Annotated in this window: 18 protein-coding genes; 1 reads left to right on the forward strand and 17 read right to left on the reverse strand. The window is 70.7% G+C overall.

Annotation, left to right across the window (positions count from 1 at the left end):
- From HZZ00_RS33835 to HZZ00_RS33845, 3 genes are all read right to left on the reverse strand, one after another.
- Window positions 1-1,542 (reverse strand): Re/Si-specific NAD(P)(+) transhydrogenase subunit alpha, encoded by a 1,542-nt coding sequence (locus HZZ00_RS33835; RefSeq protein ID WP_180329885.1) that lies wholly within the window; start codon window positions 1,540-1,542, stop codon window positions 1-3.
- A gap of 504 nt (window positions 1,543-2,046) precedes the next feature.
- Complete coding sequence (gene recQ, locus HZZ00_RS33840) at window positions 2,047-4,038, reverse strand: DNA helicase RecQ (RefSeq protein ID WP_180329886.1); 1,992 nt, start codon at window positions 4,036-4,038, stop codon at window positions 2,047-2,049.
- Between the two features lie 163 nt (window positions 4,039-4,201).
- Complete coding sequence (locus HZZ00_RS33845; protein WP_180329887.1) at window positions 4,202-5,125, reverse strand: ketopantoate reductase family protein; 924 nt, start codon at window positions 5,123-5,125, stop codon at window positions 4,202-4,204.
- 205 nt (window positions 5,126-5,330) lie between these two features.
- On the opposite strand from HZZ00_RS33845, the gene HZZ00_RS33850 reads away from it, so the two are divergent.
- Window positions 5,331-5,873: a hypothetical protein gene (locus HZZ00_RS33850; RefSeq protein WP_180329888.1), complete on the forward strand. Its 543-nt coding sequence runs from the start codon at window positions 5,331-5,333 to the stop codon at window positions 5,871-5,873.
- A gap of 140 nt (window positions 5,874-6,013) precedes the next feature.
- Here the strand turns inward: HZZ00_RS33850 and nuoN are convergent, their stop codons facing one another.
- The 14 genes from nuoN to HZZ00_RS33920 are packed head-to-tail and all read right to left on the reverse strand — an operon-like array spanning window position 6,014 to window position 22,012.
- The gene (gene nuoN, locus HZZ00_RS33855) at window positions 6,014-7,663 is read right to left on the reverse strand and encodes an NADH-quinone oxidoreductase subunit NuoN (RefSeq protein ID WP_180329889.1); all 1,650 of its coding nucleotides are present in this window, start codon (window positions 7,661-7,663) and stop codon (window positions 6,014-6,016) included.
- Entirely contained in the window at window positions 7,660-9,231 is a 1,572-nt protein-coding gene (locus HZZ00_RS33860) for an NADH-quinone oxidoreductase subunit M (protein ID WP_180329890.1), read from the reverse strand. The genes nuoN and HZZ00_RS33860 overlap by 4 nt, the downstream gene beginning before the upstream one ends.
- Before the next feature lie 5 nt (window positions 9,232-9,236).
- Complete coding sequence (gene nuoL, locus HZZ00_RS33865) at window positions 9,237-11,183, reverse strand: NADH-quinone oxidoreductase subunit L (protein WP_180329891.1); 1,947 nt, start codon at window positions 11,181-11,183, stop codon at window positions 9,237-9,239.
- 15 nt (window positions 11,184-11,198) lie between these two features.
- A complete protein-coding gene (gene nuoK / locus HZZ00_RS33870) occupies window positions 11,199-11,498 on the reverse strand; it encodes an NADH-quinone oxidoreductase subunit NuoK (protein WP_070025335.1) in 300 nt (99 codons plus the stop codon).
- A complete protein-coding gene (locus HZZ00_RS33875; protein WP_180329892.1) occupies window positions 11,495-12,337 on the reverse strand; it encodes an NADH-quinone oxidoreductase subunit J in 843 nt (280 codons plus the stop codon). The genes nuoK and HZZ00_RS33875 overlap by 4 nt, the downstream gene beginning before the upstream one ends.
- Complete coding sequence (nuoI, locus tag HZZ00_RS33880; RefSeq protein WP_180329893.1) at window positions 12,334-12,936, reverse strand: NADH-quinone oxidoreductase subunit NuoI; 603 nt, start codon at window positions 12,934-12,936, stop codon at window positions 12,334-12,336. Before nuoI ends, HZZ00_RS33875 begins: the two co-directional genes overlap by 4 nt.
- Complete coding sequence (gene nuoH, locus HZZ00_RS33885) at window positions 12,929-14,305, reverse strand: NADH-quinone oxidoreductase subunit NuoH (RefSeq protein ID WP_180329894.1); 1,377 nt, start codon at window positions 14,303-14,305, stop codon at window positions 12,929-12,931. Before nuoH ends, nuoI begins: the two co-directional genes overlap by 8 nt.
- On the reverse strand, window positions 14,302-16,806 hold the full coding sequence (locus tag HZZ00_RS33890) for an NADH-quinone oxidoreductase subunit G (RefSeq protein ID WP_180329895.1): 2,505 nt from the start codon (window positions 16,804-16,806) through the stop codon (window positions 14,302-14,304). Before HZZ00_RS33890 ends, nuoH begins: the two co-directional genes overlap by 4 nt.
- Window positions 16,803-18,152 (reverse strand): NADH-quinone oxidoreductase subunit NuoF, encoded by a 1,350-nt coding sequence (gene nuoF / locus HZZ00_RS33895; RefSeq protein ID WP_180329896.1) that lies wholly within the window; start codon window positions 18,150-18,152, stop codon window positions 16,803-16,805. The genes HZZ00_RS33890 and nuoF overlap by 4 nt, the downstream gene beginning before the upstream one ends.
- Window positions 18,149-19,012, reverse strand: coding sequence for an NADH-quinone oxidoreductase subunit NuoE (gene nuoE / locus HZZ00_RS33900; protein WP_180329897.1), 864 nt, complete (start codon window positions 19,010-19,012; stop codon window positions 18,149-18,151). The genes nuoF and nuoE overlap by 4 nt, the downstream gene beginning before the upstream one ends.
- Complete coding sequence (locus HZZ00_RS33905) at window positions 19,009-20,334, reverse strand: NADH-quinone oxidoreductase subunit D (protein ID WP_070025328.1); 1,326 nt, start codon at window positions 20,332-20,334, stop codon at window positions 19,009-19,011. Before HZZ00_RS33905 ends, nuoE begins: the two co-directional genes overlap by 4 nt.
- Window positions 20,331-21,086: an NADH-quinone oxidoreductase subunit C gene (locus HZZ00_RS33910; protein WP_180329898.1), complete on the reverse strand. Its 756-nt coding sequence runs from the start codon at window positions 21,084-21,086 to the stop codon at window positions 20,331-20,333. Before HZZ00_RS33910 ends, HZZ00_RS33905 begins: the two co-directional genes overlap by 4 nt.
- A complete protein-coding gene (locus HZZ00_RS33915; protein WP_009190037.1) occupies window positions 21,083-21,637 on the reverse strand; it encodes an NADH-quinone oxidoreductase subunit B family protein in 555 nt (184 codons plus the stop codon). Before HZZ00_RS33915 ends, HZZ00_RS33910 begins: the two co-directional genes overlap by 4 nt.
- A gap of 15 nt (window positions 21,638-21,652) precedes the next feature.
- A complete protein-coding gene (locus HZZ00_RS33920; protein ID WP_030494815.1) occupies window positions 21,653-22,012 on the reverse strand; it encodes an NADH-quinone oxidoreductase subunit A in 360 nt (119 codons plus the stop codon).
- Window positions 22,013-22,434 lie beyond the last annotated feature (422 nt).

Below are 22,434 nucleotides of genomic sequence, written 5' to 3' on the forward strand. Positions count from 1 at the left end.
TCAGTTCCCCCTGCTGAACATGGCGAGCATGCGGCGGGTCACCGCGAAGCCACCGAAGATGTTGATGGAGGCGAGCAGGACGGCGAGGACGCCGAGCGCCTGCATGAGGTGGTCGGGGAACCACACCTTCAGCAGCGCGCCCACGACGACGACGCCGGAGATGGCGTTGGTGACGCTCATCAGCGGGGTGTGCAGGGCGTGGTGGACCTTGCCGATCACGTAGTAGCCGATGACGATCGCGAGCATCAGCACGGTGAAGTGCTGCGGCAGCGGCGCCGGGGCGAAGGCGACCACCAGCCCGAAGACGAGGATGCCGGCCAGGGTCAGGGCGACCCTGGTGCCGGCGCCCATCGGCGCCTTCTCCTCCCTGGCGGGTGCCTCGGGGGCCGGCCGCGGCTCGGCGGCGGGCGCCGCCGAGACCTGCACGGGCGGCGGCGGCCACAGCTTCTCGCCGTCCTTGACCACGGTGATGCCGCGCTGCACGACGTCGTCGAGGTCGAGCACGGTCCTGCCGTCCTTGCCCGGGGTGAGCAGCTTCATCAGATTGACCAGGTTGGTCCCGTACAACTGCGAGGCCTGGGTGGGCAGACGGCCGGCGAGGTCGGTGTAGCCGAGGATGATCACGCCGTTGCCGGTGACGATCCGCCGCCCGGGTTCGCTGCCCTCGACATTGCCGCCCATGCCGGCGGCCATGTCGACGATCACCGAGCCCGGCTTCATGCTCGCCACGTCGGCGGCCGTGATCAGCCGCGGTGCCGGGCGCCCCGGGATCAGCGCGGTGGTGATGATGATGTCGACGTCCGCGGCCTGCTCGGAGTAGAGCTTCGCCGCGGCCTCGTTGTAGCGGTCCGAGGTGGCCTTCGCATAGCCGTCGGACGACCGCTGCGCCTCCTCCTCGACCACCACCGGGAGGTACTCGCCGCCCAGCGACTTCACCTGATCGGCCACCTCCGGGCGGGGGTCGGTCGCGCGCACCACCGCGCCCAGCGAGGAGGCCGCGCCGATCGCGGCCAGACCGGCCACACCCGCGCCCGCGACGAGCACCTTCGCCGGTGGCACCTTGCCTGCGGCGGTCACCTGGCCGGTGAAGAAGCGGCCGAACTCGTGGGCCGCCTCGACCACCGCCCGGTAGCCGGCGATGTTGGCCATGGACGAGAGCACGTCCAGTGACTGGGCGCGGCTGATGCGCGGCACCGCGTCCATCGCCAGCACGGTGATCGGTCTCGCCGCGAGCGCGTCGACCAGTTCGGGGTTGAGGGCCGGCGCGAGTGTGGCGATCAGGGTGGCGCCGTCCTTCGGCTTGTCCACCTCGTCCATCGACGGGCCGTTGACCCGGAAGACGATGTCGGCGCCCCACGCCTCCTCGCCCGTGCCGATCCGCGCCCCTGCCTCCGCGTACGCCGCGTCGGCGAAGGCGGAGAGTGCCCCGGCTCCCGACTCGACGAGCACGTCGTACCCGAGTGCCGTCAGTTGTCCGACCGTCGCCGGTGTCGCGGCGACGCGTGTCTCCCCTGCTGGTTCGCGAGGGACTCCAATGCGCATGGGAGTACTCCAATTCAGCTCGGTTGCGCCTCCGAGCGGAGTGGTGCGCGGTCGGCTCGGAGGCGCCGGCGGGGTCCCGCACAGGATGCAGGTCGGCGGACCCGCGTGTCACTAAGCAGTCACCGTTGCCGGTGACTTCGTGAGGTGCCGCGGGAGGCGGCCGTTGCAGGTGTGGTGGAAGCCCGTGGCCCGCCGGTGGGGCGGGGGCACAGGTCGACGGCGTGGCGGGCGCCGGGGTGCGGGTGTGGCCCGGCGGTGACGTGGTGGGCACGCGGGCGCGCGGCATGCCGGATCTCGTGGGCTGTGCCTGGGCTGTTCGGGGTGGTCGCCCGCTATGGCGCGGGTGGGGCGCGGGCGCCGCGAGGCCGTGCGGACCGCCGAGTCGTCTCGCTGCGCCTCGGCACGGGCGGCCGGGGCCGGCGGCCGGGAGGCGGGCGTGTCGGAGCGGGCCGGGCCGGTGGACCGGCCCGCTCCGTCGCGCGGCGGAGGTGGGAGGGGAGGCGGTTACTCCCAGAAGTCCGGCTCGTCCTCCGGGGCCGGCCAGTCGTCGTCCGCCGGTGCCTCCTCGGGGACGGGCGCGGCGGCGGGCGCGGCGGGGCCGTCCAGGGAGGCCAGCACGGCGAGGACCTCGTCGCCGTACGTCACCAGCTTCTTCTCGCCGACCCCGCTGACCGTGGCCAGTTCCGCGATGGAACGCGGCATCAGGGAGACGATCGCGCGCAGGGTGGCGTCGTTGAAGATGATGTACGGCGGAACGCCCTGCTCCCGGGCCTGCCCGGTGCGCCAGGCCCGCAGGGCCTCGAAGGCGGGGAGCAGTTCCTCGGGCAGCTCGGCCGCGACGGCCTTGGCCTTGCCCCCGCCCGACCCGCCGGCCGGCCTGGACCGGGAGGCGGCCGGCCGCTTCGGCTCCTTGCGCAGCGGCACCTCCCGCTCGCCGCGCAGCACCGAGCCGCTCGCCTCGGTGAGCACCAGCGTGCCGTACTCCCCCTCGACCGCGAGCAGGCCCTGGGCCAGCAGCTGCCGGATGGTGCCGCGCCACTCGCCCTCTTCGAGATCCTTGCCGATGCCGAAGACGGACAGCTGGTCGTGGTCGAACTGGATCACCTTGGCGGTGCGCTTGCCGAGCAGGATGTCCACGATCTGGAGGGCGCCGAACTTCTGTCCGCGCTCGCGCTGCAACCGCACCACCGTCGACAGCACCTTCTGCGCGGCGACGGTGCCGTCCCAGGTCTCCGGCGGGGTCAGGCAGGTGTCGCAGTTGCCGCAGCCCGTCGCGTCCGGCTCCTGGCCGAAGTAGGCGAGCAGCTGGCCGCGCCGGCACCGGGCGGTCTCGCACAGGGCGAGCATCGCGTCGAGGTGGGCGGCCGCACGGCGCCGGAACGCCTCGTCGCCGTCGCCGGACTGGATCAGCTTGCGCTGCTGCACCACGTCGTTGAGGCCGTACGCCATCCAGGCCGTGGACGGCAGCCCGTCGCGGCCCGCGCGGCCGGTCTCCTGGTAGTAGCCCTCGATGGACTTGGGCAGGTCCAGGTGGGCCACGAAGCGGACGTCGGGCTTGTCGATGCCCATGCCGAAGGCGATCGTCGCCACCACGACCAGGCCGTCCTCGCGCAGGAACCGGGACTGGTGGGCGGCGCGGGTGCCCGCGTCCAGGCCCGCGTGGTACGGCACCGCCTCGATGCCGTTGGCGGTCAGGAACTCCGCGGTGCGCTCCACCGAGTTGCGCGAGAGGCAGTAGACGATGCCCGCGTCGCCCTGGTGCTCCTCGCGCAGGAAGGTGAGCAGCTGCTTCCTCGGGTCGGCCTTGGGGACGATCCGGTACTGGATGTTGGGCCGGTCGAAACTGGCCACGAAGTGGCGGGCCGCGGGCAGGTTCAGCCGCTGGGTGATCTCCTCGTGGGTGGCCCGGGTCGCGGTGGCCGTCAGGGCGATCCGCGGGACGTCCGGCCAGCGCTCGCCGAGCAGGCTCAGACCGAGGTAGTCGGGGCGGAAGTCGTGGCCCCACTGGGAGACGCAGTGCGCCTCGTCGATCGCGAAGACGGAGATCTTGCCGCGTGAGAGCAGGTCCAGGGTGCTGTCCAGGCGCAGCCGCTCCGGCGCCAGGTACAGCAGGTCCAGCTCGCCGGCCAGGAACTCGGCCTCGACCGTCCGCCGCTCGTCGAAGTCCTGGGTGGAGTTGACGAAGCCGGCCCGCACCCCGAGGGCGCGCAGGGCGTCCACCTGGTCCTGCATCAATGCGATCAGCGGCGAGACGACCACGCCGGTACCCGGTCTGACCAGGGCCGGGATCTGGTAGCACAGCGACTTGCCGCCGCCGGTCGGCATGAGCACCAGGGCGTCACCGCCCGCCACCACATGCTCGATGATCGCTTCCTGCTGGCCCCGGAAGGCCTCGTACCCGAAGACCCGGTTCAGGGTGGCCAGCACCTCGCTGCCGGCCGCGCCCAGCTCTTCGGTCACCGTTGGCATCTCGCTGATCCCGCCCGTCGCATCCATCGTCCTGTCCCCCGCCGGTCCCCCGCGCGCCGCCCTTCGACCACTGCCTCAACGATAGGGGGCCGCACCGACAGTCCCGCAGTTGTCCACAGCGCGCGAACACCAGTGCGATTCGAGGCGGCGGAAAGGGGCCCGGCGATGGCCACCGCCGGGCCCCGCCCGGCTAGTGCCCGGCCGCCGCGATCTCCCGTACCAGCCTCGTCGTCACCGGCACCGGTACGCCGTGGCGGTCGGCGGCCCGCAGCAGTGCGCCGCCGATGGCGTCCAGCTCCAGGGGCCGGCCCGCCTCCGCGTCGCGCTGCATGGAGGACCTGGTCTCGGGCGGGAAGGCGTCGTAGCGGGCCAGGGCGCCGGCGGGGTCGACGGGGCAACCGCAGGCGCGGCTCACCGCGGCGGTCTCCGCGACCAGCCCTTCCAGCTCCTCCCGGTGGCGGGTGCGGGCCTCGCCGAGCGGGAGGCCGTACCGGGTGGTGAGCAGGGCGAAGGGGGCGAGGAAGGACATCTTCTCCCACAGTGTCCTAGTCTCGTCCGCCACCACCCGGGCCGTCGTCCCCGCCTCCGACAGCGCCTTCGCGAGGGCTTCGAGGCGGGCGCGGTCGGCCGGGCCGGCGGCCAGGTCGATCTCGGCGAACGGGCTGCCGTGTTCGATCACGACGGGGCCGGTGCCGTCGGACGGCAGACGGGTGGACTCCACCCGGATCGCCGCGGGGGCCACCCGGTCGGCACCGTAGCGGGCGCGCAGGGCGGCGGGGTGCTCGACGCCGTTCAGGAACGGCACGACCAGGGCGTCGCCGAGCGCGGCGGGCGTCACCCGGGTGAGCGCGTCGTCCAGCGTGGTGTGCTTCACGGTGACCAGGCAGGCGTCCACCGGCTCGCGCAGTTCGGTGTCCGCCTCCACCGCGGCCCGGAAGTCGCCGAACCGCCGGCTGCGGACCTCGATCCCGCCGTCGCGCAGGGCGTCGGCCGTGGCCTCGCGGGCCAGGCAGACGACCCGGTGGCCGGAGCGGGACAGCAGGGCGGCCAGCAGACCGCCGACGCCCCCCGCGCCCAGGATGGCCACGGTGGGCTTGCTCGTCGTGAGCGTCATGACATCGTCCTCTCGTCGGTCGGCCCCGATGACCGGTGGCCGCCTTCACGGCGATCTTGCCAAAGCCGTGCGCCGTTCGGGTGAGAAGCGGGAGAAACGATCCGGGCCCCGCGTCACCCGAACGGCCGCCCCGGATGGCCCGGTGACCTGCCCCGGCACAAGCTGCTCGGTGCGACCCCGTCTCCTCCCCAAGGAGCCCCGCACGATGCCCGCTCACCTCGTCAAGGCCGCCCTCGCCCTCGTGTCCACCGCAGGCCTCACCCTCGTGACGACCCCCGTCCACGCCGACCAGGGCCCCGTCGACGCCTCCGTCTGGAAGCAGCTGGCGCCCACCGTGTCGGCCACCGCGAAGTACCGGTACATCCCCCTCGCGCTGGCCGCCGGGTACAAGCCCAACCCCTGCACCATGGACATGAACGACGGCAAGGGCGCCATGGGTTACCACTACATCGACCCCAAGCTCTACGGCTCCCTCGACCCGGTGAAGCCCGCCGCCCTGCTCTACGAGGACGACGGCAGGGGCGGGCGCCGGCTCACCGGGGTGGAGTGGATCGTGAAGGCCGACAAGAACACCGCGCGGCCCACGATGTTCGGGCGGAAGTTCGAGGGCCCGGTCACCGCGCACCACAACTCGACCATTCCGACCCACTACTCGCTGCACGCCTGGCTCTACAAGAAGAACCCCAGCGGGCTGTTCTACGAGTGGAACCCCGACGTGAAGTGCCCCTACCCGGGCGCGCCGGGCTGACCGTACGACGGCCGGCCGTACGGCCGCGCGAAGGCCCGTTGCCCCAGGCGTGGTTCCGTAGCGCGCCGCACAGGCCCCCACGGCACGCGAGGGCCCCGGCTCCGCGGGGAACCGGGGCCTTCGCGCCGTGCGGCGGCGGCTCAGCGCACGAACACGCCCGCCTGGCTCGCCAGATCGAGGAAGTACTGCGGCGCCACGCCCAGCACCAGCGTCACCGCCACCCCGATGCCGATCGCCAGCGTGGTCAGCGGTGACGGCACGGCCACGGTCGGGCCCTCGGCCTTGGGCTCGCTGAAGAACATCAGCACGATCACGCGGATGTAGAAGAAGGCCGCGATCGCCGAGGAGATCACACCGATGACCACCAGCGGGACCGCGCCACCGGCCGCCGCCGCCTTGAACACGGCGAACTTCCCCGCGAAGCCGGACGTCAGCGGGATGCCCGCGAAGGCCAGCAGGAACACCGCGAAGACCGCCGCGACCAGCGGGGAACGCCGGCCGAGCCCCGCCCACTTGGACAGGTGGGTCGCCTCGCCGCCCGCGTCCCGCACCAGGGTGACCACCGCGAACGCGCCGATGGTCACGAACGAGTAGCCGGCCAGGTAGAAGAGGACCGACGACACACCGTTCTTCGAGGTGGCGATGACACCCGCGAGGATGAATCCGGCGTGCGCGATGGACGAGTACGCCAGCAGCCGCTTGATGTCGGTCTGGGTGATCGCGACGATCGCGCCGCCCAGCATGGTGACGATCGCCACCGCCCACATCACCGGCCGCCAGTCCCAGCGCAGCCCCGGCAGCACGACGTAGAGCAGCCGCAGCAGCGCGCCGAACGCGGCCACCTTGGTCGCCGCCGCCATGAAGCCGGTCACCGGGGTGGGCGCGCCCTGGTACACGTCGGGCGTCCACATGTGGAACGGCACCGCGCCGACCTTGAACAGCAGGCCCATCACGAGCAGGGCGCCGCCGATGAGCAGCAGCGCGTCATTGCCCATGGTGCCGGCCAGCGCCGGGCTCACATCGGTGACCGAGCCGTCCACGACCCGGGCGATGCGCCCGTACGACACCGAGCCCGCGTAGCCGTACAGCAGCGCGATGCCGAACAGGGTGAACGCGGAGGCGAAGGCGCCGAGCAGGAAGTACTTGACCGCGGCCTCCTGCGACATCAGCCGCTTGCGGCGGGCCAGCGCGCACAGCAGGTACAGCGGCAGGGAGAAGACCTCCAGCGCGACGAACAGCGTCAGCAGGTCGTTCGCCGAGGTGAACACCAGCATGCCGGCGACGGCGAAGAGCAGCAGCGGGAAGACCTCGGTGGTGGTGAACCCGGCCTTGACCGCGGCCTGTTCGCCCTCGCCGCCCGGCACCGCGGCGGCCTGCGCGGCGAAGGAGTCGACCCGGTTGCCGTGGGCCGCCGGGTCCAGGCGCCGTTCGGCGAAGGTGAACAGCCCCACCAGTCCGGCCAGCAGGATGATGCCCTGGAGGAACAGCGAGGGGCCGTCGACCGCGATGGCGCCCATGGCGGCGATGTGCGCCTTGGTGGTGCCGTACCCGTCGGCGGCGAGCCCGACGACCGCCGCGAACGCGGCGCACAGGGCGACGACCGACACGAACACCTGGGCGTAGTAACGGGATCTGCGCGGGATGAACGCCTCGACCAGCACCCCGACCAGCGCGGCGCCGATGATGATCAGCGTCGGCGACAATTGTCCGTACTCGATCTTCGGCGCGCCGATCTGGGGGATGCGGTCCGCCGCGGTTGTCCACAGGCTGTGGACGGCTGGGGTGCTCACTTGGCCGCCTCCACCTCGGGCTTGGGGTCCTTCTTCTGGACGTCGGACATGGTGTGCCGCACCGCCGGGTTGACGATGTTCGTCACGGGCTTCGGATAGACACCCAGGAAGATCAGCAGCACGATCAGCGGCCCGACGACCAGCAGTTCGCGCACCTTCAGGTCGGGCATCGCCGACACCTCGGGCTTCACCGGGCCCGTCATGGTCCGCTGGTAGAGCACCAGGGTGTAGAGCGCGGCGAGGACGATGCCGAAGGTGGCGATGATGCCGATCACCGGGTAGCGCGTGAACGTGCCGACCAGGACCAGGAATTCACTCACGAACGGCGCCAGGCCGGGCAGTGACAGGGTGGCCAGGCCGCCGATCAGGAACGTGCCGGCGAGCACCGGGGCGACCTTCTGCACCCCGCCGTAGTCGGCGATGAGCCGCGAGCCGCGCCGGGAGATCAGGAAACCGGCGACCAGCATCAACGCGGCCGTGGAGATACCGTGGTTGACCATGTAGAGGGTGGCGCCGGACTGGCCCTGGCTGGTCATCGCGAAGATGCCCATGATGATGAAGCCGAAGTGGGAGATCGACGCGTACGCCACCAGGCGCTTGATGTCCCGCTGGCCGACGGCGAGCAGCGCGCCGTAGACGATGCTGATCAGGGCCAGGACGAGGATCACGGGCGTCGCCCACCGGCTGGCCCCGGGGAACAGCCCGAGGCAGAAGCGGAGCATCGCGAAGGTGCCCACCTTGTCGACCACCGCCGTGATGAGGACGGCGACCGGGGCGGTGGACTCCTGCATGGCGTTGGGCAGCCAGGTGTGCAGCGGCCACAGCGGCGCCTTCACCGCGAAGGCGAAGAAGAAGCCGAGGAACAGCCAGCGTTCGGTGCTCGTCGCCATGTGCAGCGAGCCGTTCGCGCGGGCCTCGGCGATCTGCTGGAGGGAGAAGTTCCCGGCGACCACGTAGAGGCCGATCACCGCGGCCAGCATGATCAGACCGCCGACCAGGTTGTAGAGGAGGAACTTCACGGCCGCGTACGACCGCTGGGTGGACGCCGCCTGCTCGCCCTGGGCGTGGGCCCGGTCCCCGAAGCCGCCGATGAGGAAGTACATCGGGATCAGCATGGCTTCGAAGAAGATGTAGAACAGGAAGACGTCGGTGGCCTCGAAGGAGATGAGGACCATCGCCTCGACCGCCAGGATCAGCGCGAAGAAGCCCTGGGTGGGGCGCCAGCGGCGGCTGCCGGTCTCCAGCGGGTCGGCGTCGTGCCAGCCCGCCAGGATGATGAACGGCATCAGCACGGCGGTCAGCGCGATCAGCGCGACCCCGATGCCGTCCACCCCCAGTTCGTAGCGCACCCCGAAGTCGCTGATCCAGGAGTGGGACTCGGTGAGCTGGTAGCGGGCGCCGCCCGGGTCGAAGCGGACCAGGACGGTGATCGCGAGCGCGAGCGTGCCGAGCGAGACGAGCAGGGCCAGCCACTTGGCGGCGGTGCGCCTCGCGGCCGGTACGGCGGCCGTGGCGACGGCTCCCACGGCCGGGAGCGCCGCCGTCGCTGTCAGCAGGGGAAAGGACATCGGTATCAGACCGCCCTCATCAGCAGGGTCGCGGCGACCAGGAGGGCCGCACCGCCGAACATCGAGACCGCGTAGGAGCGGGCGAAGCCGTTCTGGAGCCGGCGCAGCCGCCCGGACAGACCGCCGAAGCCGGCCGCCGTGCCGTTGACGACGCCGTCGACCAGCGAGTGGTCGAGATAGACCAGGGAGCGCGTCAGGTGCTCGCCGCCGCGCACCAGGACCACGTGGTTGAAGTCGTCCTGGAGCAGATCGCGGCGGGCGGCGCGGGTGAGCAGGGAGCCGCGCGGGGCGACGGCCGGGACCGGTTTGCGGCCGTACTGCGCCCAGGCGATGGCCACGCCGATCACCAGGCAGACCATGGTGGCCGCGGTGACCTCGCCCGCGCTGACCGGGGAGTGGCCCTCGCTGTGTCCGGTGACCGGCTCCAGCCAGTGCAGGAAGCGGTCGCCGATGCTGAAGAAGCCACCGCCGAGGACCGAGCCGACGGCCAGCACGATCATCGGGATCGTCATGACCTTCGGGGACTCGTGCGGGTGCGGTTCGGTGTGCTCGCCGCGGTGCTCGGCGGCGGGCTCGGCGCTGGGCGCCTCGGGCGAGCGGGTGGGCCGGTTCTTCCAGCGCTCCTCGCCGAAGAAGGTCATGAGCATCACGCGCGTCATGTAGAACGCGGTGATGGCCGCGCCCAGCAGGGCGGCGCCGCCGAGGATCCAGCCCTCGGTGCCGCCCTTGGCGAAGGCCGCCTCGATGATCTTGTCCTTGGAGAAGAAGCCGGACAGACCCGGGAAGCCGATGATGGCGAGGTAGCCGAGGCCGAAGGTGACGAAGGTGACCGGCATGTACTTCCTGAGGCCGCCGTACTTGCGCATGTCGACCTCGTCGTTCATGCCGTGCATCACGGAGCCCGCGCCGAGGAACAGCCCGGCCTTGAAGAAGCCGTGCGTCACCAGGTGCATGATCGCGAAGACGTAGCCGATGGGGCCGAGCCCCGCGGCCAGCACCATGTAGCCGATCTGCGACATGGTCGAGCCGGCCAGCGCCTTCTTGATGTCGTCCTTGGCGCAACCGACGATCGCACCGAAGAGCAGCGTGACCGCGCCGACCACGGTGACGGCGAGCTGCGCGTCCGGCGCCGCGTTGAAGACGGCCGCCGAACGGACGATCAGGTAGACGCCCGCGGTCACCATGGTCGCCGCGTGGATCAGGGCCGAGACCGGGGTCGGGCCCTCCATCGCGTCGCCCAGCCAGGACTGGAGCGGCACCTGGGCGGACTTGCCGCACGCGGCGAGCAGCAGCATCAGGCCGATCGCGGTGAGCTTGCCCTGGGAGGCGTCACCCACGTGGCCGAAGACCGGGCCGAAGGCGAAGCTGCCGAAGGTGGTGAACATCAGCATGATCGCGATCGACAGGCCCATGTCGCCGACGCGGTTGACCAGGAACGCCTTCTTGGCGGCCGTGGCGGCGCTGGGCTTGTGCTGCCAGAAGCCGATCAGCAGGTAGGAGGCGAGGCCGACGCCCTCCCAGCCGACGTACAGCAGCAGGTAGTTGTCGGCGAGGACCAGCAGCAGCATCGCCGCGAGGAACAGGTTCAGATAGCCGAAGAAGCGGCGGCGGCGCGCGTCGTGCTCCATGTACCCGACCGAGTACAGGTGGATCAGCGAGCCGACGCCGGTGATCAGCAGCACGAAGGTCATCGACAGCTGGTCGAGGCGGAGGGTGACGTCCGCCTGGAAGCCCTCGACCGGGATCCAGCTCCACAGGTGCTGGATCAGGGTGCGGTGTTCGGCGTTCTTGCCGAGCAGGTCGGCGAAGAGGAGCAGGCCGAACACGAAGGACGCGGTGGACAGCAGGGTGCCGATCCAGTGGCCGACGCGGTCCAGGCGCCGGCCGCCGACCAGGAGGACGGCCGCTCCGAGCAGGGGCGCCGCGACGAGCAGCGCGATCAGTTTCTCCACGATTCTCCCGACCCCTTACAGCTTCATCAGGCTGGCGTCGTCGACCGAGGCCGAGTGGCGGGTACGGAACAGCGACACGATGATCGCGAGGCCCACCACGACCTCCGCGGCGGCCACGACCATCGTGAAGAAGGCGAAGACCTGGCCGTCGAGGTTGCCGTGCAGCCGGGAGAAGGTGACGAACGCGAGATTGCACGCGTTCAGCATCAGCTCGACGCACATGAAGACCACGATCGCGTTGCGCCGGATCAGTACGCCGGTCGCGCCGATGGTGAACAGCAGACCGGCGAGGTACAGGTAGTTGACCGGGTTCACTTCGACGCCTCCTCGGGCCGCTTGAACGTCTCCGGTTCGATCGGCGTCCGCTCCAGGCGTTCCTCGGAGCGCTGTTCCAGCGCCCGCAGGTCGTTGAGGGCGTCGGCGGACACGTCCCGGATCTGGCCGCGTTCGCGCAGCGTCTTGCTGACGGTCAGCTCGGAGGGGGTGCCGTCGGGCAGCAGACCCGCGACGTCCACGGCGTTGTGCCGGGCGTAGACGCCGGGGGCGGGCAGCGGCGGCACGTACTTCCCCTCGCGCACGCGCTGTTCGGACAGCTCGCGCTGGGTCTTGGCGCGCTCGGTGCGCTCGCGGTGGGTGAGCACCATCGCGCCGACGGCCGCCGTGATCAGCAGGGCGCCGGTGATCTCGAAGGCGAAGACGTACTTGGTGAAGATGAGGGCGGCGAGTCCCTCCACATTGCCGTTGGCGTTGGCCTGGCCGGTGCCGGCGAAGTCCTTCAGGGAGGCGTTGGCGATCCCGGCGAGCAGCAGCACGCCGAAGCCGACGCCGCACAGCAGGGCCAGCCAGCGCTGGCCCCTGATGGTCTCCTTCAGCGAGTCCGCGGCCGTGACGCCGACGAGCATCACCACGAACAGGAACAGCATCATGATCGCGCCCGTGTAGACGACGATCTGCACGATGCCCAGGAAGTAGGCGCCGTTGGCGAGGTAGAACACCGCCAGCACGATCATGGTGCCGGCGAGGCTGAGCGCGCTGTGCACGGCCTTCTTCATGAAGACGGTGCACAGGGCGCCGATCACCGCGACGGTGCCGAGGACCCAGAACTGGAAGGCCTCGCCGGTGGAGGTCGTGTAGGCGGCGAGCTGCGCGCTCATGCGTCCACCCCCTGGTCCTCTTCCTTCTCCCCCTTGGAGACGGCGACCTGGCGGACCGTGCCGGGCGCGGCCTGGGTGACCAGGCCCCGGTAGTAGTCCTCCTCGGTGGTGCCGGGGAAGATCGAGTGCGGCGTGTCGACCATGCCCTCTTCGAGGCCGGCCAGCAGCTGCTCCTTGGTGTAGATGAGGTTGGCGCGGCTGGAGTCGGCCAGCTCGAACTCGTTGGTCATGGTCAGCGCGCGGGTGGGGCACGCCTCGATGCACAGCCCGCACAGGATGCAGCGGGCGTAGTTGATCTGGTAGACGCGGCCGTAGCGCTCACCGGGCGAGTAGCGCTCCTCGTCGGTGTTGTCGGCGCCCTCCACGTAGATGGCGTCGGCGGGGCAGGCCCAGGCGCACAGCTCGCAGCCGACGCACTTCTCCAGGCCGTCCGGATGGCGGTTGAGCTGGTGCCGTCCGTGGAAACGCGGAGCGGTGGTCTTCTTCTGCTCCGGGTACTGCTCGGTCAGCCGCTTCTTGAACATGGCCTTGAAGGTCACGCCGAAGCCGGCCACCGGGTTCTGGAAACCGGGCTTGATCTCCTTGGGCTCCTCAGCCATCGGACGCCTCCTTTCCATCCGTGGTTCCGTCCGAAGTTCCGTCACCGACAGTGTCGGGCCCGCCACTGACAATCAGCTCCCGCTCCCGGCGCGGGCGGCGCCTGGGCACCGGCGGCAGCTCCTGTCCGGGCATCGGCGGCACCGGGAAGCCGCCCGCCATCGGGTCGAAGCCGCCCGGTGCGGGGGCGGTCCGCCCCTCGGCCTGCCCCCGCTCGCGGAACATGTCGACGACGAAGGAGATCAGCAGCAGGGCGAGCACTCCGCCGCCCACGTAGAGGGCGATGTCGGCGAAGTCGTAGTGCTGGTTGCGCAGCGCCCGCACCGAGGCGACCAGCATCAGCCAGGTCACCGAGACCGGGATCAGCACCTTCCAGCCGAGCTTCATCAGCTGGTCGTAACGGACCCGCGGCAGGGTGCCGCGCAGCCAGATGAAGAAGAACAGCAGCAGCTGCACCTTGACGACGAACCAGAGCAGCGGCCACCAGCCGTGGTTGGCACCCTCCCAGAAGGTGCTGATCGGCCAGGGGGCGCGCCAGCCGCCGAGGAAGAGGGTGGTGGAGACGGCGGAGACCGTCACCATGTTCACGTACTCGGCGAGCATGAACATCGCGAACTTGATGGACGAGTACTCGGTGTTGAAGCCGCCCACCAGGTCGCCCTCGGACTCCGGCATGTCGAAGGGGGCCCGGTTGGTCTCGCCGACCATGGTGACGATGTAGAGCAGGAAGGAGACCGGCAGCAGCAGGATGTACCAGCGGTCGTGCTGCTGGGCCACGATGGTCGACGTCGACATGGAGCCCGAGTAGAGGAACACCGAGGCGAACGCGGCGCCCATGGCGATCTCGTACGAGATCATCTGCGCGCAGGACCGCAGGCCGCCCAGGAGCGGGTACGTCGAGCCGGAACTCCAGCCCGCCAGCACGATCCCGTAGATGCCGACCGAGGCGACCGCGAGGATGTAGAGCAGGGCGATCGGCAGGTCGGTCAGCTGCATCGTCGTACGGGTGCCGAAGACGGAGATCTCGTGGTCGGCGGGGCCGAACGGGATCACCGCGATCGCCATGAAGGCCGGGATGGCCGCGACGATCGGCGCGAGGACGTAGACCACCTTGTCCGCGCGGCGGACGATCAGGTCCTCCTTGAGCATCAGCTTCACGCCGTCGGCGAGCGACTGGAGCATGCCCCAGGGGCCGTGCCGGTTGGGTCCGATGCGCAGCTGCATCCAGGCGACGACCTTGCGCTCCCAGACGATGGAGAACAGCACGGTCACCATCAGGAAGGCGAAGCAGAAGACGGCCTTGACGACGACCAGCCACCAGGGGTCGCGGCCGAACATCGAGAGGTCTTCAGCGGCGAGGTACGGGCTCATGCCTCCACCTCCTGGGGGGCGGTGTCGGCGGGGGCCGCCGGGCCGATGCGGACGAGGTTGCCGGGCTGTGCCCCGGTGTCGGAGGCGACACCGCCGCCGACGGAGTTCAGCGGGAGCCAGACCACCCGGTCGGGCATCTCGGTGATCAGGAGCGGGAGTTCGACGGTTCCGGCGGGGCCGGTGACGGCGAGCACGGCGCCGTCCGCGACGCCGGCCTCGGCTGCCGTGGCGGCCGACAGGCGCGCGCGTGCGGCGTGCCGGGTGCCGGCCAGCGCCTCGTCGCCCTCCTGGAGGACGCCCTGGTCGAGCAGCAGCCGGTGCCCGGCGAGCACGGCCTCGCCCGCGGCCGCGCGGGGCGGCGCGCCCGCGGACTCGCGGGGCTCCGCGGCGCGCGGGCCGTTCCAGGGGCCGAGCCGGTCGATCTCCGAGCGGACGGTGCGCAGGTCCGGCAGCCCCAGGTGGACGTCCATGGCGTCGGCCAGCATGTGCAGGACGCGCGCGTCGGCCGGGGGCAGGCGGCGGGTCATCTGGTCGGGCTTGAGTGCGGCCTCGAAGGAGCGCACCCGGCCCTCCCAGTCGAGGAAGCTGCCGGGCTTCTCGGCGACCGCGGCGACCGGCAGGACGACGTCGGCGCGTTCGGTGACCTCGCTGGGCCGCAGCTCCAGCGAGACCAGGAAGCCGACGTTGTCCAGCGCCTCGCGCGCGCGGGCCGGGTCGGGCAGGTCGGCGACCTCCACCCCGGCGACCACCAGGGCCGACAGCAGGCCGTCGGCGGCGGCCTCGACGATCCGGCCGGTGTCGCGGCCGTAGCCGAGCGGCAGGTCGGCGAGGCCCCAGGCGGCGGCGACCTCCTCGCGGGCGCGCGGGTCGGTCGCGGGGCGGCCGCCCGGCAGCAGCGCGGGCAGCGCGCCGGCCTCCAGGGCGCCGCGCTCACCGGCCCGGCGCGGAATCCACACCAGGCGGGCGCCGGTCGCGGTGGCGGCCCGTACCGCGGCGGTGAACCCGCCGGCGACCGAGGCCAGCCGCTCCCCCACGACGATGACGGCGCCCTCGCCGCGCAGCGCCTCGGCGGCCCGGGTGCCGGGCGCCTCCAGGCCGACGCCGCTCGCGAGCGCGTCCAGCCACTCGGTCTCGGTGCCGGGCGCGGCCGGCAGCAGCGTGCCGCCCGCCTTCTCCAGGCCCCGGGTCGCGTGTGTGGCCAGCGAGAACACCTGCTGCTTGTGCTTGCGCCAGGCCTTGCGCAGCCGCAGGAAGACGCCGGGCGCCTCCTCCTCCGACTCGAAGCCGACGAGCAGGACGGCGGGCGCCTTCTCCAGGGCGGTGTACGTGACGCCCGTGCCGTCGAGGTCGACGCCCCGGCCCGCCACCCGGGAGGCGAGGAAGTCGGCCTCCTCGGCGCTGTGCGCGCGGGCGCGGAAATCGATGTCGTTGGTGTCGAGGGCGACGCGCGCGAACTTGCTGTACGCGTAGGCGTCCTCGACGGTCAGCCGGCCGCCGATCAGCACGCCGGCCCGGGAGCGGGCGGCGGCCAGACCGCGCGCGGCGGTCTCCAGCGCCTCCGGCCAGGACGCGGGCTCCAGGTCCCCGTCGGCGTTGCGCACCAGCGGGGTGTCGAGGCGGTCTCCCAGCTGCGCGTAGCGGAACGCGAAGCGTCCCTTGTCGCAGATCCACTCCTCGTTGACCTCGGGGTCGTTGGCAGCCAGCCGCCGCATGACCTTGCCGCGCCGGTGGTCGGTGCGGGTGGCGCAGCCGCCCGCGCAGTGCTCGCACACCGACGGCGAGGAGACCAGGTCGAACGGGCGGGAGCGGAAGCGGTACGCCGCCGAGGTGAGCGCCCCGACCGGGCAGATCTGGATGGTGTTGCCGGAGAAGTACGACTCGAAGGGGTCGCCCTCGCCGGTGCCGACCTGCTGGAGGGCGCCGCGCTCGATCAGCTCGATCATCGGGTCGCCGGCGATCTGGTTGGAGAAGCGGGTGCAGCGGGCGCACAGCACGCAGCGCTCGCGGTCCAGCAGCACCTGGCTGGAGATCGGCACCGGCTTCTCGTAGGTCCGCTTGCGGCCGTCGAAGCGGGACTCGGCGTTGCCGTGCGACATGGCCTGGTTCTGCAGCGGGCACTCGCCGCCCTTGTCGCAGACCGGGCAGTCCAGCGGGTGGTTGATGAGCAGCAGCTCCATCACCCCGTGCTGGGCCTTCTCGGCGACCGGCGAGGTCAGCTGGGTGCGCACCACCATGCCGTCGGTGCAGGTGATGGTGCAGGACGCCATGGGCTTGCGCTGGCCCTCGACCTCCACGATGCACTGCCGGCAGGCACCCGCCGGGTCGAGCAGGGGGTGGTCGCAGAAGCGGGGGATCTCGATGCCGAGCTGTTCGGCGGCCCGGATGACCAGGGTGCCCTTGGGCACGCTGATCTCGATGCCGTCGATCGTCAGCGTGACGAGGTCGTCCGGCGGGAGGGCCGCCTCTCCGCCACCCGCGGGAGCGTTGGTGGTCACGGTCATGCGTTCACCTCCGGGCGGTCCGCCCAGGCCGTCGACTTGGCCGGGTCGAAGGGGCAGCCCCGGCCCGTGATGTGTTCCTCGTACTCCTCGCGGAAGTACTTCAGCGAGGAGAAGATCGGCGAGGCCGCGCCGTCGCCGAGGGCGCAGAAGGACTTGCCGTTGATGTTGTCGGCGATGTCCGCGAGCTTGTCGAGGTCGGTCTTCGCGCCCTTGCCCGCCTCGATGTCCCGCAGCAGCTGCACCAGCCAGTACGTCCCTTCACGGCAGGGGGTGCACTTGCCGCAGGACTCGTGGGCGTAGAACTCGGTCCAGCGGGTGACCGCCCGCACCACGCAGGTCGTCTCGTCGAAGCACTGGAGCGCCTTGGTGCCGAGCATGGAGCCGGCGGCGCCGACGCCCTCGTAGTCGAGGGGGACGTCGAGGTGTTCGGCGGTGAACATGGGGGTGGAGGAGCCGCCCGGCGTCCAGAACTTCAGCCGGTGGCCGGGGCGCATCCCGCCGCTCATCTCCAGGAGCTGGCGCAGGGTGATGCCGAGCGGGGCCTCGTACTGGCCGGGGCTGGCGACGTGGCCGCTGAGCGAGTAGAGCGTGAAGCCCGGGGACTTCTCGCTGCCCATCGACCTGAACCATTCTTTCCCGTTTTTCAGGATGGCGGGAACCGACGCGATCGACTCGACGTTGTTCACCACAGTGGGGCAGGCGTAGAGGCCCTCCACCGCGGGGAAGGGGGGACGCAGTCGCGGTTGTCCACGGCGGCCTTCGAGCGAGTCCAGCAGCGCGGTCTCCTCGCCGCAGATGTACGCGCCGGCGCCGGCGTGCACGGTGAGGTCGAGGTTCAGTCCGCTGCCGAGGATGTTCTCGCCGAGGTAGCCCGCCGCGTAGGCCTCGCGTACGGCCTCGTGCAACCGCCGCAGTACGGGGACCACTTCGCCCCGGAGGTAGATGAAGGCGTGCGACGACCTGATGGCGTAGCACGCGATCACGATGCCCTCGATGAGGCTGTGCGGGTTCGCGAAGAGGAGCGGGATGTCCTTGCAGGTCCCCGGCTCCGACTCGTCGGCGTTGACCACCAGGTAGTGCGGCTTTCCGTCCCCCTGGGGGATGAACTGCCACTTCATCCCGGTGGGGAAGCCCGCGCCGCCGCGGCCGCGCAGACCGGATTCCTTGACGTAGGCGATCAGGTCGTCCGGCGACATGGCGAGCGCCTTGCGCAGGCCCTCGTACCCCTCGTGCGCCCGGTAGACGTCCAGGGTCCAGGAGCGGTCCTCGTCCCAGAAGGCCGACAGCACCGGTGCCAGCAGCTTCTCGGGGCTGGAGTCCTTGAGTTCGGTGGCCACGGTCATCACTCCCCCTCCTCGGCGGTAGGCCCTGCCGGGTGCGCGGGATCGGAGGCCGAGGTCTGCTGCGGCGCGTCATGGGAGCTGAGGTGCTCGGCCGGGGACGGCTCGTGCACCGCGTCCCGCCGGTCCGCCGGGCCGCCGCGCGGATGGACCACGCGCGCGGACTCGGTCTCCCCCTTGGCCAGGCGGAGGCCCACCAGCGAGGCGGGTCCGGCGCTGCCGCCCTCCTCGACGGCCCCGGGCCGTTCGTCGGGGAAGCCGGCCAGGATGCGCGCGGTCTCCTTGAAGGTGCACATCCGCGCTCCGCGCGTGGGCTGTACGGGCCGTCCCGCGCGCAGGTCGTCCACCAGCCGCTTGGCGCCGGCGGGCGTCTGGTTGTCGAAGAACTCCCAGTTGACCATCACGACCGGCGCGAAGTCGCAGGCCGCGTTGCACTCGATGTGCTCCAGGGTGATCTTGCCGTCGTCGGTGGTCTCGCCGTTGCCGACGCCCAGGTGCTCCTGGAGGGCCTCGAAGATGGCGTCGCCGCCCATCACCGCGCACAGGGTGTTGGTGCACACCCCGACCTGGTAGTCGCCGGAGGGCCGGCGCCGGTACATGGTGTAGAAGGTGGCCACCGCGGTGACCTCGGCGGTGGTCAGGCCGAGCATCTCGGCGCAGAACCGCATTCCGGTGCGCGTGACGTGGCCCTCCTCCGACTGCACGAGGTGGAGCAGCGGCAGCAGGGCGGAGCGGGAGTCCGGGTAGCGCGCGATCACCTCGCGCGCGTCCGCCTCCAGACGGGCCCGTACGTCGTCCGGGTAGGCGGGCGCGGGCAGTTCGGGCATGCCCAGGCTGACGCCGTGCTCCGAAGAAGAGGTGGTCACCGGTCGACGCCTCCCATCACGGGGTCGATGGACGCGACGGCGACGATCACGTCGGCGACCTGGCCGCCCTCGCACATCGCCGCCATGGCCTGAAGATTGGTGAAGGACGGGTCGCGGAAGTGGACCCGGTAGGGGCGGGTGCCGCCGTCGGAGACGGCGTGCACGCCGAGTTCGCCCTTGGGGGACTCCACGGCCGCGTAGGCCTGGCCCGGCGGGACCCGGAAACCCTCGGTGACCAGCTTGAAGTGGTGGATCAGGGCCTCCATGGAGGTGCCCATGATCTTCTTGATGTGGTCGAGGGAGTTGCCGAGTCCGTCCGGTCCCAGGGCGAGCTGGGCGGGCCAGGCGATCTTCTTGTCGGCGACCATGACCGGTCCGGGCTGGAGCCGGTCCAGGCACTGCTCGACGATCCTGAGCGACTGGCGCATCTCCTCGATGCGGATCAGGAAGCGGCCGTAGGCGTCGCAGCTGTCGGCGGTCGGGACCTCGAAGTCGTAGGTCTCGTAGCCGCAGTACGGCTGGGTCTTGCGCAGGTCGTGCGGCAGGCCGGTGGCGCGCAGGATCGGCCCGGTGGCGCCGAGGGCCATGCAGCCGGCCAGGTCGAGGTAGCCGATGTCCTGCATGCGGGCCTTGAAGATGGGGTTCCCGGTGGCGAGCTTGTCGTACTCCGGGAGGTTCCTGCGCATCTTCTTGACGAACTCGCGGATCTGGTCGACCGCGCCGGGCGGCAGGTCCTGGGCGAGTCCGCCGGGGCGGATGAAGGCGTGGTTCATCCGCAGGCCGGTGATCAGCTCGTAGAGGTCGAGAATCATTTCACGATCACGGAAGCCGTAGATCATGATCGTGGTGGCGCCGAGTTCCATGCCGCCGGTGGCGATGGCCACCAGGTGGGAGGACATCCGGTTCAGCTCCATCAGGAGCACTCGGATGATCTTGGCGCGCTCGGTGACGTCGTCCTCGATGCCGAGGAGTTTCTCGACGGCGAGGCAGTAGCCGGTCTCGTTGAAGAAGGACGTCAGGTAGTCCATGCGCGTGACGAAGGTGGTGCCCTGCGTCCACGTGCGGAACTCGAGGTTCTTCTCGATGCCGGTGTGCAGGTAGCCGATGCCGCAGCGGGCCTCGGTGACCGTCTCGCCCTCGATCTCCAGGATCAGCCGGAGCACCCCGTGGGTGGAGGGGTGCTGGGGACCCATGTTGACGACGATGCGCTCGTCGTCGGCGCGGGCCGCGGACTGGACGACCTCGTCCCAGTCGCCACCGGTGACCGTGTAGACGGTGCCCTCGGTGGTTTCCCGGGAGGCTGCTGACTGGGTGCTGCTCACGAGTACGACCTCCGCTGGTCCGGAGCCGGGATCTGGGCGCCCTTGTACTCGACGGGGATGCCGCCGAGCGGGTAGTCCTTGCGCTGCGGGTGGCCCTGCCAGTCGTCCGGCATCATGATCCGGGTGAGGGCCGGGTGGCCGTCGAAGACGATCCCGAAGAAGTCGTAGGTCTCGCGTTCGTGCCAGTCGTTGGTGGGATACACGGAGACCAGGGACGGGATGCGCGGGTCGGCGTCGGGGGCGCTGACCTCCAGGCGGATCAGCCGGTTGTGGGTGATGGAGCGCAGGTGGTAGACGGCGTGCAGCTCGCGGCCCTTGTCGTGCGGGTAGTGGACGCCGCTGACGCCGGTGCACAGCTCGAAGCGCAGGGCGGGGTCGTCGCGCAGGGTGCGGGCGACGCGGACCAGGTGCTCGCGTTCGATGTGGAAGGTGAGTTCGCCGCGGTCGACGACCGTCTTCTCGATGGCGTTGTCCGGGAGCAGGCCCTGTTCCTCCAGGGCGCCCTCCAGCTCGTCGGCGACCTCGTCGAACCAGCCGCCGTAGGGCCGGCTCGCCGGTCCCGGGAGGCGGACCGAGCGGACCAGTCCGCCGTAGCCGGAGGTGTCGCCGCCGTTGTTGGCGCCGAACATGCCGCGCTGGACGCGGATCTCCTCGCCGCCCTGGCCGCGCTGACCGGGGAGGTTGGAGGCGGACAGGTCCTTCTCCGGGTTCACCCCGTTCGCCCCGCCGTGGGTGCCGTTCGCGTCGCTCACCGCAGCAGCCCCTTCATCTCGATGGTGGGCAGGGCCTTGAGCGCCGCCTCCTCCGCCTCGCGGGCCGCTTCCTCCGCGTTGACGCCGAGCTTGGTGGACTGGATCTTCTGGTGGAGCTTGAGGATCGCGTCCATCAGCATCTCGGGGCGCGGCGGGCAGCCGGGGAGGTAGATGTCGACCGGGACGATGTGGTCGACGCCCTGGACGATCGCGTAGTTGTTGAACATGCCGCCCGAGGACGCGCAGACGCCCATGGAGATGACCCACTTGGGGTTCGGCATCTGGTCGTAGACCTGCCGCAGGACCGGCGCCATCTTCTGGCTGACCCGGCCGGCCACGATCATCAGGTCCGCCTGGCGCGGCGAACCCCGGAACACCTCCATGCCGAAGCGCGCCAGGTCGTAACGGCCGGCGCCGGTGGTCATCATCTCGATGGCACAGCAGGCCAGGCCGAAGGTGGCCGGGAAGACGGACGCCTTGCGCACCCAGCCCGCGGCCTGTTCGACGGTGGTCAGCAGGAAGCCGCTCGGCAGCTTTTCTTCGAGTCCCATGTCTTATATGGCCCCTCAGTCCCATTCCAGGCCGCCGCGCCGCCATACGTACGCGTACGCGACGAAGACGGTGAGCACGAAGAGCAGCATCTCCACGAGCCCGAAAAGCCCCAGGGCGTCGAAGGTGACGGCCCAGGGGTAGAGGAAGACGATCTCGATGTCGAAGACGATGAAGAGCATCGCCGTCAGGTAGTACTTGATGGGGAAGCGCCCGCCGCCGGCCGGCGTGGGGGTCGGCTCGATACCGCACTCGTAGGCTTCGAGCTTGGCGCGGTTGTACCGCTTCGGACCGATCAGCGTGGCCATGACCACGGAGAAGATCGCAAAGCCTGCCCCGAGGGCTCCCAGTACGAGGATGGGCGCATACGCGTTCACCGCTCCTCGCTCCTCTCAGTCGGCACTGACTGCTGGCGGTTCACTGGGCTCACGTCCGCCTCACCGGCCCCACGAACCACGCTCGTCCCGGCGAAGATCGAGAACATGTGAAGCAGGTCACAAGCCCAACTGCCTCGCATCTTATGCCCGCCGCTCTGTGATCTGCGACACGGGGTATTCCACAAGCTTTGTGATCTCCACCACCTGACGAAGGATCATGAAGTCGGATGATGGGTGATCTTCATACGCGAAGCGTTCAGTTGATCACCAGAAGTGACAATCCGGCTCGTCGTCGCAGGCTGGAAGGGGCGTCTCAATATCAAGAGAGTTCGCCTGCATGCAAATTCGCCTTGGACGCCCACTCTTGATAGTGGACCGCGTTCACACGTCAGGGGGAGCTGGAGGGGGTGATGTGGACGGAG

Source organism: Streptomyces sp. NEAU-sy36, assembly GCF_013423905.1.
GTDB classification, from domain to species: domain Bacteria; phylum Actinomycetota; class Actinomycetes; order Streptomycetales; family Streptomycetaceae; genus Streptomyces; species Streptomyces misionensis.